18 protein-coding genes are annotated in these 16,941 nt (G+C 68.9%); 5 read left to right on the forward strand and 13 right to left on the reverse strand.

What is annotated here, in order from left to right:
• Nucleotides 1-591: 591 nt before the first annotated feature.
• Complete coding sequence (gene tyrS / locus ACIRG5_RS14965) at nucleotides 592-1,866, reverse strand: tyrosine--tRNA ligase (RefSeq protein WP_402904946.1); 1,275 nt, start codon at nucleotides 1,864-1,866, stop codon at nucleotides 592-594.
• A gap of 15 nt (nucleotides 1,867-1,881) precedes the next feature.
• Nucleotides 1,882-2,178 (reverse strand): hypothetical protein, encoded by a 297-nt coding sequence (locus tag ACIRG5_RS14970; RefSeq protein ID WP_402904948.1) that lies wholly within the window; start codon nucleotides 2,176-2,178, stop codon nucleotides 1,882-1,884.
• A gap of 82 nt (nucleotides 2,179-2,260) precedes the next feature.
• On the opposite strand from ACIRG5_RS14970, the gene ACIRG5_RS14975 reads away from it, so the two are divergent.
• Nucleotides 2,261-2,704 (forward strand): hypothetical protein, encoded by a 444-nt coding sequence (locus ACIRG5_RS14975; RefSeq protein ID WP_402904950.1) that lies wholly within the window; start codon nucleotides 2,261-2,263, stop codon nucleotides 2,702-2,704.
• Here the strand turns inward: ACIRG5_RS14975 and ACIRG5_RS14980 are convergent.
• Nucleotides 2,688-2,819: a hypothetical protein gene (locus tag ACIRG5_RS14980; protein WP_402904951.1), complete on the reverse strand. Its 132-nt coding sequence runs from the start codon at nucleotides 2,817-2,819 to the stop codon at nucleotides 2,688-2,690. The genes ACIRG5_RS14975 and ACIRG5_RS14980 overlap by 17 nt on opposite strands.
• A gap of 42 nt (nucleotides 2,820-2,861) precedes the next feature.
• Between ACIRG5_RS14980 and ACIRG5_RS14985 the strand changes: the two genes are divergently transcribed.
• Complete coding sequence (locus ACIRG5_RS14985; protein ID WP_402904953.1) at nucleotides 2,862-3,905, forward strand: toll/interleukin-1 receptor domain-containing protein; 1,044 nt, start codon at nucleotides 2,862-2,864, stop codon at nucleotides 3,903-3,905.
• On the opposite strand, the gene ACIRG5_RS14990 is transcribed toward ACIRG5_RS14985, so the two are convergent.
• The 9 genes from ACIRG5_RS14990 to argC are packed head-to-tail and all read right to left on the reverse strand — an operon-like array spanning nucleotide 3,897 to nucleotide 11,765.
• Complete coding sequence (locus ACIRG5_RS14990; protein ID WP_319976963.1) at nucleotides 3,897-4,499, reverse strand: DNA-3-methyladenine glycosylase; 603 nt, start codon at nucleotides 4,497-4,499, stop codon at nucleotides 3,897-3,899. The genes ACIRG5_RS14985 and ACIRG5_RS14990 overlap by 9 nt on opposite strands.
• On the reverse strand, nucleotides 4,489-5,880 hold the full coding sequence (gene argH, locus ACIRG5_RS14995; RefSeq protein ID WP_402904955.1) for an argininosuccinate lyase: 1,392 nt from the start codon (nucleotides 5,878-5,880) through the stop codon (nucleotides 4,489-4,491). Before argH ends, ACIRG5_RS14990 begins: the two co-directional genes overlap by 11 nt.
• 12 nt (nucleotides 5,881-5,892) lie before the next feature.
• Nucleotides 5,893-6,159: an argininosuccinate synthase gene (locus ACIRG5_RS15000; RefSeq protein ID WP_402904957.1), complete on the reverse strand. Its 267-nt coding sequence runs from the start codon at nucleotides 6,157-6,159 to the stop codon at nucleotides 5,893-5,895.
• Nucleotides 6,152-6,637, reverse strand: a complete 486-nt coding sequence (locus ACIRG5_RS15005; RefSeq protein WP_319976965.1) for an arginine repressor — start codon at nucleotides 6,635-6,637, stop codon at nucleotides 6,152-6,154. The genes ACIRG5_RS15000 and ACIRG5_RS15005 overlap by 8 nt, the downstream gene beginning before the upstream one ends.
• The gene (gene argF / locus ACIRG5_RS15010) at nucleotides 6,634-7,566 is read right to left on the reverse strand and encodes an ornithine carbamoyltransferase (RefSeq protein WP_402904958.1); all 933 of its coding nucleotides are present in this window, start codon (nucleotides 7,564-7,566) and stop codon (nucleotides 6,634-6,636) included. Before argF ends, ACIRG5_RS15005 begins: the two co-directional genes overlap by 4 nt.
• Nucleotides 7,563-8,696, reverse strand: a complete 1,134-nt coding sequence (locus ACIRG5_RS15015; protein ID WP_402906162.1) for an acetylornithine transaminase — start codon at nucleotides 8,694-8,696, stop codon at nucleotides 7,563-7,565. Before ACIRG5_RS15015 ends, argF begins: the two co-directional genes overlap by 4 nt.
• Nucleotides 8,697-8,716: 20 nt before the next feature.
• The gene (gene argB / locus ACIRG5_RS15020) at nucleotides 8,717-9,586 is read right to left on the reverse strand and encodes an acetylglutamate kinase (protein ID WP_402904960.1); all 870 of its coding nucleotides are present in this window, start codon (nucleotides 9,584-9,586) and stop codon (nucleotides 8,717-8,719) included.
• Nucleotides 9,583-10,755: a bifunctional glutamate N-acetyltransferase/amino-acid acetyltransferase ArgJ gene (gene argJ / locus ACIRG5_RS15025; RefSeq protein WP_402904961.1), complete on the reverse strand. Its 1,173-nt coding sequence runs from the start codon at nucleotides 10,753-10,755 to the stop codon at nucleotides 9,583-9,585. Before argJ ends, argB begins: the two co-directional genes overlap by 4 nt.
• Nucleotides 10,752-11,765 (reverse strand): N-acetyl-gamma-glutamyl-phosphate reductase, encoded by a 1,014-nt coding sequence (gene argC, locus ACIRG5_RS15030; protein WP_402904963.1) that lies wholly within the window; start codon nucleotides 11,763-11,765, stop codon nucleotides 10,752-10,754. Before argC ends, argJ begins: the two co-directional genes overlap by 4 nt.
• Nucleotides 11,766-11,882: 117 nt before the next feature.
• On the opposite strand from argC, the gene ACIRG5_RS15035 reads away from it, so the two are divergent.
• From ACIRG5_RS15035 to ACIRG5_RS15045, 3 genes are read left to right on the forward strand one after another with little or no spacing between them, the layout of a single operon-like run.
• The gene (locus ACIRG5_RS15035; protein WP_402904965.1) at nucleotides 11,883-13,379 is read left to right on the forward strand and encodes a sensor histidine kinase; all 1,497 of its coding nucleotides are present in this window, start codon (nucleotides 11,883-11,885) and stop codon (nucleotides 13,377-13,379) included.
• Nucleotides 13,376-14,848 (forward strand): sensor histidine kinase, encoded by a 1,473-nt coding sequence (locus ACIRG5_RS15040; RefSeq protein WP_402904967.1) that lies wholly within the window; start codon nucleotides 13,376-13,378, stop codon nucleotides 14,846-14,848. Before ACIRG5_RS15035 ends, ACIRG5_RS15040 begins: the two co-directional genes overlap by 4 nt.
• A 10-nt stretch (nucleotides 14,849-14,858) precedes the next feature.
• Complete coding sequence (locus ACIRG5_RS15045) at nucleotides 14,859-15,500, forward strand: response regulator (RefSeq protein WP_402904969.1); 642 nt, start codon at nucleotides 14,859-14,861, stop codon at nucleotides 15,498-15,500.
• On the opposite strand, the gene sthA is transcribed toward ACIRG5_RS15045, so the two are convergent.
• Complete coding sequence (sthA, locus tag ACIRG5_RS15050; protein ID WP_401032769.1) at nucleotides 15,501-16,916, reverse strand: Si-specific NAD(P)(+) transhydrogenase; 1,416 nt, start codon at nucleotides 16,914-16,916, stop codon at nucleotides 15,501-15,503.
• Between the last annotated feature and the right edge of the window lie 25 nt (nucleotides 16,917-16,941).

Below are 16,941 nucleotides of genomic sequence, written 5' to 3' on the forward strand. Positions count from 1 at the left end.
AAACTCTCCAATAAGGATTGTGTTTGATCGCTCCAGACGGAATATGTCTGGCATCAATCTAGTCTTGCCTCAAAGGAACTACCTCGACGAGGAGGTAATTCATATATTACTGGCTGTGTTTCGGCACGCTGTTGAGTTCTCAAAGAACACGCGCACACCGCAGCTAGTCTCACGGAGAGATGTCGCTTCCGGGGCTGTGTCGTACTTAAGCTTTGTGGTTGAAACTTCCGACGCCCTTGGCCTCTGAGCTCAGAAGAGCTACCGGCTGGGTCTTCGTCGTTTCCAGATCACCCACTCTACCACAGTCCGTGGAAGCTTGGTTCGTGATCTGCGTCGCGCTCCGTTCCGGTGTTCCCGGCCCGTTTCTCGCTGACATGGAGAAAGTTACACGCACGCCAACGCAGGGTCAAATCGGGGGCACCACGGCCGCCTGCGGTTAAGAAACCGCAGGTCAGCAGCCCCGTACAGGACCCATGAACAAGCTATCCCAGGCTCGATCCCGGCACACTGTGACCGCGATCACAGCCAGAAACATCGAAGGCCGCCGGTCCCAGGTGGGATCGGCGGCCTTCTACGACCAGAACGCGCAGGTCAGAGCTCTACCTGCACGCTCGCGTTGTTGCGCTTGCCGCGACGGAGCACCAGCCACTTGCCGTGGAGCAGGTCCGACGGCGCCGGCTTCCACTCCTCGTCGGTCACCTTCGCGTTGTTCACGTAGGCACCGCCCTCGTTGACCGTCCGCCGCGCGGCACCCCGGCTGTCCGCCAGGCCCGACGCGATCAGCAGGTCGACGATCGTGGGCTCGTCCGCCAGCCGCACCTGTCCCTTGGGCGCCTCGGCCAGTGCCGCCTCCAGCACCGACGCGTCCAGGTCACGCAGCTCGCCCCGGCCGAACAGCGCCGACGACGCGAGGATGACCTGCTGCGTCGCGCGTTCGCCGTGGACCAGGTCGGTGAACTCCTGCGCGAGCCGCTTCTGCGCGGCACGCTGGTGCGGCGCCTCCGCGGTCTGCTTCTCCAGCTCGTCCAGCTCCTCACGGGTGAGGAACGTGAACAGGCGCAGGTAGTTCAGCACCGTGACGTCGTCGACGTTCACGAAGTACTGGTACCAGGCGTACGGCGACGTCATCTCCGGGTCGAGCCACACGCTGCCGCCACCGGTGGACTTGCCGAACTTGCGGCCCTCCGCGTCGGTGACCAGCGGCGCGGTCAGGGCGTGCACGTGCTTGCCCTCGACCCTGCGGATCAGGTCCACCCCGCCGACGATGTTGCCCCACTGGTCAGAGCCGCCGACCTGCAGCGCGGTGCCGTACTTGCGGTTGAGCTCCAGGTAGTCGTTCGACTGCAGGAGCAGGTAGCTGAACTCGGTGTACGACATGCCGTCGCCCTCGAGGCGTCGCTTCACCGTCTCTCGCGACAGCATGACGTTGATCGAGAAGTGCTTGCCGACGTCGCGCAGGAACTCCAGCGCGCTGACCTGGCCGGTCCAGTTGAGGTTGTTCTCGACGATCGCACCCGTGGGCGAATCGTCGAAGTCCACGAACCGCTCCAGCTGGCCGCGGATGCGGTCGGCCCACTCGGCGACGGTGTCCAGCGAGTTCATCGTGCGCTCACCGGTGTCGCGCGGGTCGCCGATCATGCCCGTGGCGCCGCCCGCCAGCACGATCGGCCGGTGCCCCGCCTTTTGGAAGCGCCGCAGCATGAGCAACGGGACCATGTTGCCGGCGTGCAGCGACTTCGCCGTCGGGTCGAAACCGCAATAGAGGGTGAGCGGGCCGGCGTCCAGGTCCTTCCGGAGTGCGTCGAGGTCGGTGGACGTCGCGATCAGGCCGCGCCAGGACAGTTCGTCAAGGATGTGCTCGCTCACGGCACTCATTCTCCCCTACCTGCCCAAACCGAATTCGAGGCGCCTACCTGAGCAGCGCACGGGCGGCGGCTTGGAGGGCGTGATCGAGCAGCATGGCGGTGCGCGGTCGCCACACGCGAGTGCCTGGGGCAGGTCGCCACTGGTGAGGTGGACGTCGAGCAACACGGTGAGCGCCTGAGCCACGACGATGCGGAACCCGACCCGGCCGGCCTCGGCGTGACCGGTGTTCGCGTCACGTGCGAGCCGCGGTGCGCGTTCGTGGTCGGCGCGAGCCTCGGCGGCTTGGCCGAGGCGCAGGCGTGGGGCGGACACTGCCGCGACGGCCTGGGCAACTTCTGGGCATCAGCTGGGGAAACGGGTTTCGACGTGCTACCCGGGCGGGAAGTCCATCGACATGACGGATCCACGTGATGCGGAGTTACGCCGGCAGACCGAGTACATGCCGCGCGTGAACGAGCCGGTTGTCGAGGAGCAGGTCGTCGAGCGCGACGCCGACTACCGCAGGGTGCGGACGGTGCGGACCGTCTGTGCGGTCATTGACGTCGTGTGCTGGACGTTCGCCATCGTGCTGTTGGTGCACATCTTCCTGGTGATCGCGGGTGCGAACGCCGGCAACGGGTTCTTCCAGTTCGTCGCTGGGTGGGCGGACGGCATCACCCTCGGTCTGGACGGTCTCTTCACGCCGGAGAACGCGTCCGTGGCCACGCTGCTCAACGAGGGCCTGGCCGCGCTGCTGTGGCTGGTCATCGGTGGTCTGCTGACCGCGTTGATCACCCGCGTCGCGCTGCCGGCCGGACATCGGCGCGCCTGGTACCGCAGGACTACGGCCGTTCGCTGACATCGCGGCGCGGCAGCTCCACGCCAAGGCTTTCGGCCCGGTCGAGAGCCTTGGCTGGTGAGCGTTCGCCGGTGAGCGTGGCTGCGGCGAGGAGTTCGGCCGGCAGCTTCTCCACGTACGTCCCCCAGAACGTCGAACGGGCCCGTACCTTGGCCCGGTGGCCGAGTACGAGTTCGACGTCGCCCCTTCCTTCGCCGAGCAGGACCGCGCCCAGGTCGAGCCGATCGTGCGGCGCCTGGCGGAGCTCGGCGTCAAGGTCTACTACGACGAGGACCAGCTGGTCACGCGGTGGGGCCTCGACCTGATCGAGCACACTGCGGAGACGTTGACGCACAAGGTTCGCTACGTGCTGATGTTCGCCTCACGGCACTACGTCGAGCACAAGTGGGCACGGCACGAACGCAGGACCGCGCAGGCGTGGGCGTTGGAGCAGCAGAACGACTACGTGCTGCCGATCAAGCTCGACGACACCGAGGTGCCGGGTCTGCTGCCCAGCATCGGGTTCCTCGACCTGCGCGTGCACGAACCCGAGGTGATCGCGCAGTCCGTCGTGCAGAAGCTCGCGCAGCACCGCGCCGAGTTCACCTCGACAACGCCCATCACGCCCAAGTCGGTGGCCGCGCTGGTGCGGGAGAAGCCGCGCGGCTGGGAATACCTGCTCTACGCGACCGTTGTGGCGCAAGGCCTTGCTGAGTTGCAGCAGAAGTACCGCGAACACTTCCTGCGCTACTCGCCGCGCAACGGGACCGTCGAGCACGGCAACGGGATCGACCTGATCCGGAACCGCAACGTGCTGCTGAGCGAGATCATCAAGGTGGCGGTGGAGTCGGTCTTCACGGCGGACACCCAGGAGGCCGCGTTCGGCAGGGCCGGCGAGGCGGGAGACGCGGACCAGATCGTGCACCTCGGCGAGCTGTTCGTGCGGACGTTCGACGAGATCCTCGACTGGGCGCGGGGCATCCACGGGACCAGTTACGCGAACGAGCAGGCCCGTGCCGCAGCGAGGGTGCAGGCGCGCTTCGCCGACCGGCAGCTGGAGGCGATGCACGGGGTCGCGCGGGATCTGCGCGAGGTGGCGGACACGCTGGTGGAGCGGTTGACGGCCGGGGAGCGGATCGACATGACGGTGCCGCTGGTGTTCGAGGTGGAGCCTGCCCTGGAGCTGGAGTTCAAGGCCGCGCTGGACAGGCTGTCACGCTGACGGGCGGCGTTTGCCGCCTCTCTTGTAGGTCGACACGGCCGGAGAGTCGATCCAGAACCGCCACGGCACGTCCATCGCCACAGCGACACCGACGCGTGGGCCGGCGAACACCTTAGTAGCCGGTTCGCCTGCGTAGAGACGCACGGGCGAGTCGGCGGACGTCAGGTCGAGGCCGTTCTGCGTGCGGTCGAGCCCGAGGACCTTGCACAGCCGTGCGGGGCCCTTGGCCAGTTCGGCGGCGGAACGGGAGGCCGGGCGGCGGGAGAACGCGATGTCCTCACCGGAGACCACCTCGCCCGCGCGCAACAGGACGGCACCGGGGACGCCGTCGGTCAAGGACACGACGTTGGCGCAGAAGTGCATGCCGTAGACGAAGTAGACGTACAGGAAGCCTGCGGGGCCGAACATGACCTCGTTGCGCGGGGTCTTGCCGCGGTAGCAGTGGGACGCCGGGTCGTCGCCGCCCCGGTAGGCCTCCACCTCGACGATGCGCACCCGCACGCCGCCCGCCTCCAGGAACGACCCGAGGAGGAGCTGGGCGGCATCGACCGGGTCGATGGCCAGCTCCTCCCTGGTCAGGAGCCTAGAACTCACGTGCGGAAGCAGCCTTCGCCACGAGTGCGTCCAGCTGTTCGCGGACGCGTGCGGGGGCCGTGCCGCCGTGGGCGTCACGCGACGCGATGGAACCCTCGACGGTCAGCACCGAACGGACCTCGGAGGTCAGGGCCGGCGAGATCGCGAGGAACTCGTCGTCGGTCAGGTCCTCCAGGCCGACGCCGCGGGACTCGGCCGCGCGGACGCACGCGCCGGCTGCCTCGTGGGCCACGCGGAACGGAACACCTTGGCGCACAAGCCATTCCGCGATGTCGGTGGCCAGGGTGAAGCCAGCCGGAGCGAGCGAGGCCATCCGGGCGACGTCGAACTTCAACGTCGCCACCATGCCCGCGAAGGCCGGGAGCAGGAGCTCCAGCTGCTCGACCGAGTCGAACAGCGGTTCCTTGTCCTCCTGCAGGTCGCGGTTGTACGCCAAAGGCTGGGCCTTCAGCGTCGCCAGGAGCCCGGCCAGGTTGCCGATCAGGCGGCCCGACTTGCCGCGCGCGAGTTCGGCGACGTCCGGGTTCTTCTTCTGCGGCATGATCGAGCTGCCGGTGGACCACGCGTCGTCGAGCACCGCGAAGCGGAACTCGGCGGTGGTCCAGATGATGATCTCCTCGGCCACGCGGGAGAGGTTCACGCTGATCATGGCCAGCACGAACGCGATCTCGGCGGCGAAGTCGCGGGACGCGGTGCCGTCGATCGAGTTCTCCACGGGGGCGTAGAAGCCCAGGTCGGCGGCCACCTTCGCCGGGTCCAACCCCAAAGACGACCCAGCGAGAGCGCCCGAGCCGTACGGGGAGAACGCGGCGCGCTTGTCCCAGTCGTGCAGGCGGTCGACGTCGCGCAGCAGCGAGTGCGCGTGTGCCAGCAGGTGGTGAGAGAGCAGCACGGGTTGTGCGGACTGCAGGTGCGTGCGGCCCGGCATGACGGCGCCGAAGTGCGTCTCGGACTGCTGAGCCAGCGCGTCCACCACGTCCAGCACGCCGGCAGCGACACGACGAGCCGCGTCGCGCAGCCACATGCGGAACAGGGTGGCCACCTGGTCGTTGCGGGAACGGCCGGCGCGCAGCTTGCCGCCCAGCTCGGTGCCGGCGCGGTCGATCAGGCCCCGCTCCAGGGCCGTGTGGACGTCCTCGTCCTCCAGCACCGGGGTGAAGGCACCGGACTCGACGTCGGCGAGCAGCTCGTCGAGCGCCTTCTGCATGCCGGCAAGCTCTTCGTCCGTCAACAGACCGGCCGCGTGCAGCACACGGGCGTGCGCGCGCGAGCCCGCGATGTCGTACGGCGCGAGCCGCCAGTCGAAGTGCGTCGACAGCGACAGCCGTGCCATCGCCTCGGCCGGTCCCGACTCGAACCGGCCACCCCACAAAGAACTCATCACACGCAACTTTCAGCTGGCGAAGTCGTAAAGCGATTCTTCCGAACGGGCGACGAGACCGACCACGCGCCCCTGGTACAGCGCGACGTCGACCTCGCCGGAACCCGACGGCAAAGCCATCCGTGCGACCCGCACCGCGACCGAGCCCAGGCTGGACCGCACGACGCCGGCACGGAAGTTGAGCTCGCGGACGGCCTCGGCGACGGAGACGGTCTCGCCGTCCACCGCCACCGGCACACCCGCGTCGAACGTCAGAACGGCGTGCACGGGCTCATTCATCGACGGAACCCGAGGCCAGCGCGGTGATCCGGTCGGAGAGCTCGGCGCCGGTCATCGGCTCGCGGGCCACGACGAGGATCGTGTCGTCACCCGCGATCGTGCCGACGACCTCGTGCAACGCCGCGCGGTCCAGCGCGGAGGCCAGGAACTGCGCGGCGCCGGGAGGAGTGCGCAGCACCGCGAGGTTGCCGGAGAAGTCGGTCGACACCAGCAGTTCGGCCAGCACGCGGACCAGGCGTGTGGTCCCGCCCTGGACGCCGCGCACGGGGCTGCCGTCCTCGGGGATCACGTAGACCGGCGCACCGCCGTCAGGGCCGCGCAGCTTGACCGCGCCCAGCTCGTCGAGGTCGCGTGACAACGTGGCCTGCGTGACGTCGATGCCTTCCGCCGCCAGCAGTTTCGCGAGCTCGGACTGGCTGCGGACGGCACGCTGCGCCACCATCTCGACGATGCGGCCCTGACGGGCGGTGCGGGTCATGACGACTGCTCCAGCAACCACACGAGCAACGCCTTCTGCGCGTGCAGCCGGTTCTCGGCCTCCTGCCACACCAGCGACTGCGGGCCGTCGAGCACGTCGTCGGTGATCTCCCAGCCGCGGTGCGCGGGCAGGCAGTGCAGCACCGTCGAGTCGGGCTTGCCCGTCGCTTCCAGCAAGGAAGCGTTCACCTGGTACGGGCGGAACGGGCCGACGCGGTCCTTGCCGTCGTTCTCCTGCCCCATAGACGTCCAGGTGTCGGTGACCAGCACGTCCGACCCGTCGACCGACTCACGCGGGTCGCTGATCAACGCGACCGAACCACCGGTCTCGGCGGCGCGCTTCTTGGCGTCCTCCAGGAACTGCGGGTTCGGCACGAATCCCTTCGGTGCGCCGATGCGGACGTGCATACCGGCCGTGGCACCGCCGAGCAGCAGCGAGTGCGCCATGTTGTTGGCGCCGTCGCCCAGGTACGTGAGCGTCAGACCGGCCAGCTTGCCGTAACGGCGGCGGATCGTCTGCAGGTCCGCGAGCACCTGGCACGGGTGGAACTCGTCGGTCAGCGCGTTCACCACGGGAATGCGCGACACGGAGGCCATCGCCTCCATGCGTGCCTGGGCGAACGTCCGCCACACCACGGCGTCGACGTAGCCGGACAGGATCCGCGAGGTGTCCTCGATGGTCTCCTCGCGGCCCAGCTGCATCGAGCGGCCGTCGATGATCACCGGGTTGCCGCCGAGCTGCGCGATGCCGACCTCGAACGACAGCCGGGTGCGGGTGGAGTTCTTCTCGAAGATCACCGCGACGGACTTGGGGCCCGCCAGCGGCTTCGCGGTGAACCGGTCCGCCTTGTAGGTGTCCGCGAGGTCGAGCACCGCGGTCTGCTCCGCAGTGGACAGGTCGTCGTCGCGAAGGAAGTGTCGCAAAGTCACTGCGTCTCCTCGAAGAAGGTGGGGAGCGCGGCGACGAAGGCCTGCGCGTCGGACTCTTCCAGAACCAGGGGCGGAGCGAGCCTCAGCACGTCGGGCTGGATCGGGTTGATCAGGTAACCGGCCTTCTGCGCGGCCGCCGCGACCTTCGCCGAGACCTTCTCGCGCAGCATGATGCCGAGCAGCAGGCCTGCTCCCCGGACACCGGAGATCGCCGGGTGGTGCAACGCCTCCACACCCGCGGCGATCTCCTTGCCCACGGACGAGACGTGCTCCAGCAGGCCTTCCGAGGCGATCGTGTCGAGCACCGCGAGCCCGGCGGCGCAGCACACCGGGTTGCCGCCGTACGTCGTGCCGTGGTGGCCGGGCTTGAACAACTCCGCCGCCGCGCCGAAGCCGATCGTCGCGCCCAGCGGCAGACCGCCGCCGATGCCCTTGGCCAGCGTCATGACGTCCGGCACGATCCCGGCCTGCTGGAACGCGAACCACGTGCCGAGCCTGCCGATGCCGGTCTGCACCTCGTCGAGGATGAACAGCGCGCCGTGCTCGGAGGTGATCCGGCGGACCTCCTGCAGGTAACCGGCGGGCGGCACCATGACGCCCTGCTCGCCCTGGATCGGCTCGACGATGAACGCAGCCGTGTCGTCGTCGATCGCGGCCTCGAGTGCCGCCACGTCACCGAACGGGACGTGCGAGACACCGGGCACGAGCGGTTCGAACGGCGCGCGCTTCGGCTCCTGGCCGGTGAGCGTCAGCGCGCCCATCGTGCGGCCGTGGAACCCGCCGAGCGTGGAGACGATCTTCGTGCGGCCGGTGAGGCGCGCCATCTTCAGCGCCGCCTCGTTGGCCTCGGCGCCGGAGTTGCAGAAGAAGACCTTGCCGGGCTCCCCCGCGAGGTCCAGCAGGCGTTCGGCGAGCTTCAGCGCGGGCTCGTTCACGTACAGGTTGCCGGTGTGGCCGAGCTTCGCGATCTGCGTCGAGACCGCCTCGACGATCGCCGGATGGGCGTGGCCCAGAGCGTTGACCGCGAGGCCGGTCAGCAGGTCGACGTAACGGTTTCCGTCGGCGTCCCAGACGTGCGCGCCCTCACCGCGTTCCAGCTGCAGCGAAGGTGTGCCGTAGTTGTCCATCATGGACTGTTGCCACCGCGTGGTCACTTGTCCCCCAAGACCATGGTTCCGACACCTTCAGTGGTGAAGACTTCGAGCAGGACGCTGTGGGCCAGCCTGCCGTCGATCACGTGCGCCTGCGGGACGCCGCCGCGCACCGCGCGCAGGCAGGCCTCCATCTTCGGCACCATGCCGCTTTCCAGGTCCGGCAGGATCTTCTCCAGCTCGGACGCGCGGATCTCGTTCAGCAGCGACGAGCGGTCCGGCCAGTTCGCGTACAGGCCCTCGACGTCGGTCAGCACGACGAGCTTCTCCGCGCCGAGAGCGACCGCGAGAGCGCCTGCCGCCGTGTCCGCGTTCACGTTGTGCGGCACGCCGTGGATGTCCGGCGCGACCGACGACACGACCGGGATGCGGCCGGCACGCACGATGTCGAGCACCGCGTCCGGGTTGACCTCGGTGATGTCGCCGACGAGACCGATGTCGACCTCTTCGCCGTCCACCAGAGCACCACGGCGCGTGGCCGTGAACAGGTGCGCGTCCTCGCCGGAGATGCCGACGGCGTAAGGACCGTGCTGGTTGATCAGGCCGACGAGCTCACGGCCGACCTGGCCGACCAGGACCATCCGCACGACGTCCATGGCCTCCGGCGTCGTGACGCGCAGGCCGCCGCGGAACTCGCTGTGGATGCCGAGCTTGTCGAGCATCGACTTGATCTGCGGGCCGCCGCCGTGCACGACGACCGGACGCAGGCCGCACAGCCGCAGGAACACCATGTCCTCGGCGAACGCCTTCTTCAGCTCGTCGTCGATCATGGCGTTGCCGCCGTACTTGACGACCACGAGCGCGCCGCGGAAACGCTCCAGCCACGGCAGCGCTTCTACGAGGACCGCCGCTTTTTCTTGTGCGTTCATGAGGAGTAAGCGCTGTTCTCTTCGACGTAGTCGTGGGACAGGTCCGTGGTCAGCACGGTGGCTTCGGCGTCACCGACGTTGAGATCGATGACGATCTCGACGTCACGGCCCGACAGGTCGGCCTCGCTGCGGTCGCGGTCGCGGGTCCCGTTGCGGTAGAGCGACACTCCGTTGATCAGGATCTGCAGCACGTCCGGGTCGATCTCCGCGTCCGCGCGGCCCAGCGCCATCGCGATGCGGCCCCAGTTCGGGTCGCTTCCGAAGAGCGCGGTCTTCACCAGGTTGTCCTCGGCGACCGTCCGTCCGATGTGGACGGCCTCGGCCTCGGTGGCGGCCTGCCTGACGGTGATGCTGATTTCCTTCGTCACACCCTCGGCGTCGCCCTGCAGCTGCTTGACCAGGTCACCCGCGACCTCGGTCAGCAACGCGGTGAAGTCCTCGAAGGCAGGCTCGACACCCGAAGCACCGGAGGCCAGAACCAGCACGGTGTCGTTGGTGGACGTGCCGCCGTCGACGTCGAGCCGGTCGAACGTCCTCGAAGTGGCCAGGCGCAGCGCCTTGTCGAGCGAGTCGCCGGAGATCTTGGCGTCGGTGGTGATGACCGACAGCATCGTGGCCATGTTCGGCGCGAGCATGCCCGCGCCCTTCACGAACCCGCCGACGGACCAGCCCTGTTCGGAGGCCTTCCACGACTGCTTCGGGCGGCTGTCCGTGGTCATCACGCCGGTGGCGGCGTTGAGCCCGGCCTCGACGGAGGAGTCCAGCTCCTTCGCGACGTTCTCGACGCCGGTCAGGATCTTGTCCATCGGAAGACGCTCACCGATCAGGCCGGTCGAGCAGACCGCGACGTCGACGGCGCCGGTGCCGAGCACCTCGGCGACCTTCTCCGCGGTGGCGTGGGTGTCCTGGAAACCCTCGGGGCCGGTGCACGCGTTGGCGCCGCCGGAGTTGAGCACGACCGCGGTGAGGCGCCGGGACTGGACCACCTGCTGCGACCACAACACCGGCGCGGCCTTCACCTTGTTCGTGGTGAACACACCCGCGGCGGAGTCGGAAGGCCCGTCGTTCACGACGAGCGTGAGGTCGAGAGCGCCGGATTCCTTGATTCCGGCGGCGATCCCGGCGGCCCGGAAGCCCTGGGGTCCGGTGACGCCCTTGTTGCGGTTCACGGAGCGACTCCAACGGTCGAGAGGCCGGTCGTTTCCGGCAGTCCGAGAGCGAGGTTCATGCACTGGACAGCGGCACCGGCGGTGCCCTTGGCCAGGTTGTCGACGGCGGCCACGACCACGAGCCGGCCCAGGTCTTCGTCGACGGTGACTTGCAACTGCACGGCGTTCGAGCCGAGGACGGCGTTCGTCGTCGGCCAGAAACCTTCGGGCAGGAGGTGCACGAAGGGCTCGTCCGCGTACGCCTTCTCGTAGGCCTCGCGAACGTTTGCGCCTTCCCTCAACTGCGCGGAACAGGTAGCCAGGATCCCCCGCGACATCGGCGCGAGCACGGGCGTGAAGCTGACCTTGATCGGCCGGCCGGCCGCCGCCGAGAGGTTCTGGGTGATCTCGGGCGTGTGCCGGTGCGCGCCACCGACGCCGTACGCACTGGCCGAGCCCATGACCTCGGAGCCGAGCAGGTTCGCCTTCAACGACTTGCCTGCGCCGGACGTGCCCGACACGGCGACGATGACGACCTCGTCCTCGATCAGGTCCACGGCCGGAGCCAGAGCCAGCGAGGACACCGTCGGATAGCAACCCGGAACGGCCACGCGGCGTGCGCCCACGAGCGCGTCCCGCTGGTTGGGAAGCTCGGGAAGTCCGTACGGCCAGGTGCCCGCGTGCTCGCCGCCGTACCACCGCTTCCAGTCGTCGGCGCTGGTCAGCCGGTGGTCGGCGCCGCAGTCGATCACGACCGTGTCGTCGCCGAGTTGCTCGGCCAGCGCGGCTGAGTGACCGTGGGGCAGTGCGAGGAAGACCACGTCGTGGCCCTTGAGGGTCTCGACTGTGGTGTCTTGTAGCTGTCGGTCCGCGAGCGGCAGGAGGTGCGGCTGGTGCTGGAACAGCCTGTCGCCGGCGCTGCTGCCGGCCGTCAGCGCGCCGATCTCGATGTCCGGATGGCCGAGTAGCAGGCGGAGCAGCTCGCCACCCGCGTACCCGCTGGCGCCCGCGACCGCGATCCTCACTGTCATGCGCATGATTATGCACGGTCATGCAAACTCACTCAACATGAGCGTGGCCACCTGGCCACCCGATCGGGGCCACCTGGCGCTGTGGGGCGCTGAACGCGGTCGACGATGATGATCCGCGTGAACGTGAAGGTGCGCGACGGGTTGTGGGCTGCGGGTGCCCTCCTGTTGGCGCTGGTGACGCTGTTCGCGCCGCTCGGCAGGCCGGTCCACTGGTGGCTGGTCGTGGCGTCCGCGCTGTGGGCGGCCGCGCTGGTGCCGATCAGCGCGCGCTGGCCGCGGTGGGCGATCGTCCTCACCGCTCCCCTCAACGGCGTCAACAACCTGCTCGCCATCGCCCCGACGTCGCTCGTCGTCTTCCGCTCTGCCCGGTCGGTCCGTTCGCAGGGACAGCTGTGGGCGCTGGTGGGCGTCACGGCCGTGTTGCAGGCGGCGTTCGGTGGCCTGCACTCGTGGCGTGCCGGGGACAGCCTGACGGAGTACGTGCTCGGCACCCTGTTCTCGGTCATCTTCCTGCTGGTCTTCCCCGCCGTGTCCGGAGCGCTCATCGGACGGCGCAAGCCGTTGACGCAGGTGCTGATGGAGCGCAACGACTACTTGGAACACGCGCGCGCGTTGACCGCGAGCACCGCGAGGTCGGCCACGCGCGCACACATCGCGAGCGAGATGCACGACATGCTCAGCCACCGGCTCCGGCAGCTGACCGCCCACGCGGGCGCGTTGGAGCAGTCCGCCGCCGAACAGGCCCCTGAACTGCGCGAACAGGTCGAGCTGATCCGCAGGACGTCCGCGGTCGCGATGGAGGAACTGCGCGAGATCCTCGGCGTGCTCGGCACCTCCTCCGAACACGACGAGGACGCCGGTACGCGCGCGGACGTCGAACGGCTCGTGGCGGCGTCCGCGGCAGCAGGCCTCTCCGTGCACCTCGACTGGTCAGGCGCTGATCTGGCCGATGCCGACGCACGCCTTCGCAGGGCTGTGCATCGGGTCGTGCGTGAAGCACTCACGAACGTGCACAAGCACGCGCCGTCCGCTCGCACGCGGGTGTCCGTGGACGTCGCCGACCGGGTGCGGGTCGAGGTCGTCAACGGTCCCAGCGCCGCGCCCAGGGGTGCCGGGACCCGGCGCGGGCTCATCGGCCTGGAGGAACGCGTCGCGCTGATCGGCGGATCGTTCCTCGCCGAGGTGCCGACCGGCGCCGGGTTCCGGGTGACCGCCAACCTGCCGTTGCACCCGGTCGTGCAGGAAGAGACCGGTGCGTCGGGTGCCGTGGTGGAGGCGCCGCCGCCGATCACCGCCGAGATCCTGACCGTGCCGCGCGTGGTCGGCGGCGGATGTCTGGCCACGCTCTCGCTCGTCCCGGCGCTCGGCACGGTGTTCGTGCTGCTCGTCGTCGCGATCTTCAGCCGCGGCGAGATCACCCGGCAGGAGTTCGACGCGTTCCAGCCGTCGGTCACGCACAAGCAGGAGATCACCGAGACGTACGGCTTCGGCGTGCTCTCGGACAACGGCGGGTGCTTCCGCTACCACGTGCAGGACTCCCCCAGCCGTGACTTCGAACTGTGCTTCGACCGGCAGTCGGGTCTGCTGAACTCGAAGAAGGAGCTGGCCCGATGAGGTTCGTCTGGCCGTCTCTCGCCTTCCTGGTGGGCCTGGTGCCGCTGGTCGCCCCGCTGGCACCGGTCCCCCACCCCGCGCTGACCGTCGCGACCGCGCTGTGGATCGCGGCCCTCGTGTGGCTCGCACCGCGCAAACCCGAGTGGGCGTTGCTGCTCACCGGGCCGCTCTTCGCGGTGAACAACCTGTGGGCGCAGGCCATCACGACGTTCGTGGTCTTCACCGCGTGCCGCCGCGTCACGCCCGTGAAGCGCCTGTGGGCGTTGCTCGGGATCATGGTGCTGCTGCAGTCCGCGTTCACCCTGGTCCAGGAGAGCTCCCGGAGCATGCCGTTCTGGGAGGCGGTGGCCGGTGCGGTCATCGGTTCGGTGTTCTTCGTGCTCTTCCCCGCCGTCTCCGGCATGCTGCTCGGCCGCCGCAGGCCGATGGTCCGGCTGCTGCAGGAACGCAACGAGTACCTCGAACGCGCCCGTGCGCTGACCGCCGCGTCGGCCCGTTCCGAGGAACGCGCGCACATCGCCGGCGAGATGCACGACATGCTCGGGCACCGGCTCAGCCTGATCTCCATCCACGCGGGGGCGTTGGAGCTCACGACCGCCCGCAAGGCCCCTCAACTGCACGAACAGGCCGAGCTGATCCGCACCACGTCGTCGCTCGCGATGGCCGAACTGCGCGAGATCCTCGGCGTGCTGCGGACGAACCCCGAACCCGAGTCGCTCGACGAGGACACCGGCACCCGTTCCGACATCGCCGCGCTGGTCGAGACGTCCGGGCTCGCCGCGTCCCTCGACTGGTCCGGCGAGGACCTGCACGGCGCCGACTCCCGCACCCGCCGCGCCGTGCACCGGGTGGTCCGCGAGGCCCTGACCAACGTCGCCAAGCACGCGCCGTCCGCCCGGACGCGGGTGCAGGTCGCGGTCCAGGGAGGCCGGGCCCGCATCCAGGTGCTGAACGGCCCGTCGCCCGCGACTCCCGGCAAAGGCACCCGGCGCGGCCTGATCGGACTGGAGGAACGCGTCGGGCTGCTCGGCGGCTCGTTCAGCGCGGGCCCGCCGGTCGAGGGCGGTTTCCGGGTGGCGGCGGACGTCCCGCTGCACCCGCCGGCCCAGGCCGACCAGGCCAGTTCCGAGGTCGCCGAGGTACCTCCGCCGCTCGCCGCCGAGGTCCTGACCGTGCCGCGGGTGCTGGGTGGCGGCTGCCTCGGGTTGCTGGCGTTGCTGCCGATCGCGGGCGCGTTGCTCGTGCTGCTGCTCTTCGCGTTGCTCAACCCGACGCAGATGAACGCGCCGTACTTCGACTCGCTGAAGGTGGGCGCCACCGGGGAGGAGGACATCTACGACCAGTTCGGCGTCGGGCAACTCGGTGTGGACGGCTGCTCGCGGTTCCGGACGTCGCACAACCCGGACCTGCAGTACAAGCTGTGCTTCCGGGACGGCAAGCTGTCCTCGAAGGTCCAGGAGCGCCCGTAGGCTGCTGGGCGTGATCCGAGTTCTCATCGCCGACGACGAAACGCTCATGCGGGCCGGCATCCGGCTGATCCTGGAGAACGACCCGGAGATCACCGTGGTGGCCGAGGCGAGCGACGGCAGGCAGGCCGTCGAGCTGACCCTCAAGCACACGGTCGACGTCGCGTTGCTCGACATCCGCATGCCCGGCGGCGACGGCCTCAAGGCCGCCGAGCAGATCGCGTCGAGGGTCAGCGTCGTCATGCTCACGACGTTCGGCGAGGACTCCTACGTGGCCCAGGCCCTCAAGGTCGGCGCGACCGGGTTCCTGCTCAAGGACACCCCGCCGCAGGAGCTGATCAACGCGGTCCGCAAGGCCGCGCGGGGCGAACCGATCCTCGCCCCGCAGATCACCAAGCGCCTGATCGAGAAGCACCTGCTCGCGCCGAACGACGGATCGGACGCGCGCCGCAAGATCGACGCGCTCACCGACACCGAGCGCAACGTGCTCAGGCTCGTGGGCGAGGGACTGTCCAACACCGAGATCGGCGAGCAGCTCTTCATGGCGACCGGCACGGTGAAGGCGCACATCAGCCGGATCCTGCCCAAGCTGGAGTGCGCCAACCGCGTGCAGGCCGCCATCGTGGCCCACGACGCCGGCCTCACCCGGTCGTGATCACCGGGTCGTGAAGCGGTCCAGCGCGCGGATCTTGTTCGTGGCGTCCAGGGCCGCGATCTTGTAGGCCTCGGACAGCGTCGGGTAGTTGAAGACCGTGTCGACCAGGTAGTCGACCGTGCCACCGCAGCCCATCACGGCCTGGCCGATGTGCACGAGGTCGGTCGCGCCGGTGCCGAACACGTGCACGCCGAGGATCTTGCGGTCCACAGTGGACACCAGCAGCTTCAGCATGCCGTACGCGTCGCCGATGATCTGGCCGCGCGCGAGCTCGCGGTAGCGGGAGATGCCCACCTCGTACGGCACGGCGGACGAGGTGAGCTCGGTCTCCGTCGCGCCGCAGTACGAGATCTCCGGGATCGTGTAGATGCCGATGGGCTGCAACGCCGTCAGGTCGTGCACCGGCTCGCCGAACGCGTGGTAGGCGGCCAGGCGGCCCTGGTCCATCGACGTCGCGGCCAGCGCCGGGAAGCCGATCACGTCACCGACGGCGTAGATGTGCTCGACGGGCGTGCGGTAGTGCTCGTCGACGCTCAGCCGGCCGCGGTTGTCCGCTTCCAGCCCGGCGGCGGCGAGTTCCAGTTTCTCGGTGGTGCCCTGCCGGCCAGCGGAGTACATGACGGCGGAGGCCGGGATGCGCTTGCCGGACGCCAGCGTCGTGATGGTGCCGCCCTGCGACACCTCGACGTTCACGACCTTCTCGCCGAAGCGGAACGTCACGGCCTGGTCGCGCAGGTGGAACTTCAGCGACTCGACGATCTCCGGGTCGCAGAAGTCGAGCATCTTCTCGCGCTGCTCCACGACCGTGACGCGGGTGCCGAGGGCCGCGAACATCGACGCGTACTCGATGCCGATCACGCCCGCGCCGACCACGACCAGCGACGACGGGATCTCGGTGAGCGCGAAGACCTCGTCGGAGTCGAGGATCCGCTCCTCGTCGAAGTCCACGACGGACGGGCGGGCCGGTGTCGTGCCGGTCGCGATGACGATGAACTCGCCGGTGATCGTGGTGTGGTCGCCGCGGTGGGCCCCGTCCACCGTCACGGTGTGCTCGTCCACGAACCGGCCGAAGCCGTTCAGCAGATCGATGCCGTTGCGGTGCAGTTGCGCGCGCACGACCTGCACCTCACGGCCGATCACGTGCTGCGTGCGAGCCATCAGGTCGTTGATGGTGATGTCCTGTTTGACGCGGTAGCTCGCGCCGTACAACTCGCGCTGGCTCATGCCCGTCAGGAACATGACGGCTTCGCGCAGCGTCTTCGACGGGATGGTTCCCGTGTTCGCGCAGACACCGCCGACCATCTCCTGCTTGTCGATGATCGCTACGCGCTTGCCCAGTTTCGCACCCGCGATCGCCGCCTTCTGGCCACCAGGGCCAGAGCCGATGACGATCAGGTCGTAGTCGTACGGCGTCATGGTCGTCAGCCTACTAAGACGGATT

It is taken from the genome of Lentzea sp. NPDC102401 (assembly GCF_044765805.1).
In the GTDB taxonomy this organism is placed as follows: domain Bacteria; phylum Actinomycetota; class Actinomycetes; order Mycobacteriales; family Pseudonocardiaceae; genus Lentzea; species Lentzea sokolovensis.

Bases quoted from the DNA above. Each gene is read 5' to 3' on its own strand.
- ACIRG5_RS15005 (WP_319976965.1), bottom strand. From the start codon at position 6,637: ATGACCCGCACCGCCCGTCAGGGCCGCATCGTCGAGATGGTGGCGCAG.
- ACIRG5_RS14975 (WP_402904950.1), top strand. From the start codon at position 2,261: ATGACGGATCCACGTGATGCGGAGTTACGCCGGCAGACCGAGTACATG.
- ACIRG5_RS15000 (WP_402904957.1), bottom strand. From the start codon at position 6,159: ATGAATGAGCCCGTGCACGCCGTTCTGACGTTCGACGCGGGTGTGCCG.
- ACIRG5_RS15015 (WP_402906162.1), bottom strand. From the start codon at position 8,696: ATGATGGACAACTACGGCACACCTTCGCTGCAGCTGGAACGCGGTGAG.
- argC (WP_402904963.1), bottom strand. From the start codon at position 11,765: ATGACAGTGAGGATCGCGGTCGCGGGCGCCAGCGGGTACGCGGGTGGC.
- sthA (WP_401032769.1), bottom strand. From the start codon at position 16,916: ATGACGCCGTACGACTACGACCTGATCGTCATCGGCTCTGGCCCTGGT.
- argH (WP_402904955.1), bottom strand. From the start codon at position 5,880: ATGAGTTCTTTGTGGGGTGGCCGGTTCGAGTCGGGACCGGCCGAGGCG.
- ACIRG5_RS15040 (WP_402904967.1), top strand. From the start codon at position 13,376: ATGAGGTTCGTCTGGCCGTCTCTCGCCTTCCTGGTGGGCCTGGTGCCG.
- argB (WP_402904960.1), bottom strand. From the start codon at position 9,586: ATGAACGCACAAGAAAAAGCGGCGGTCCTCGTAGAAGCGCTGCCGTGG.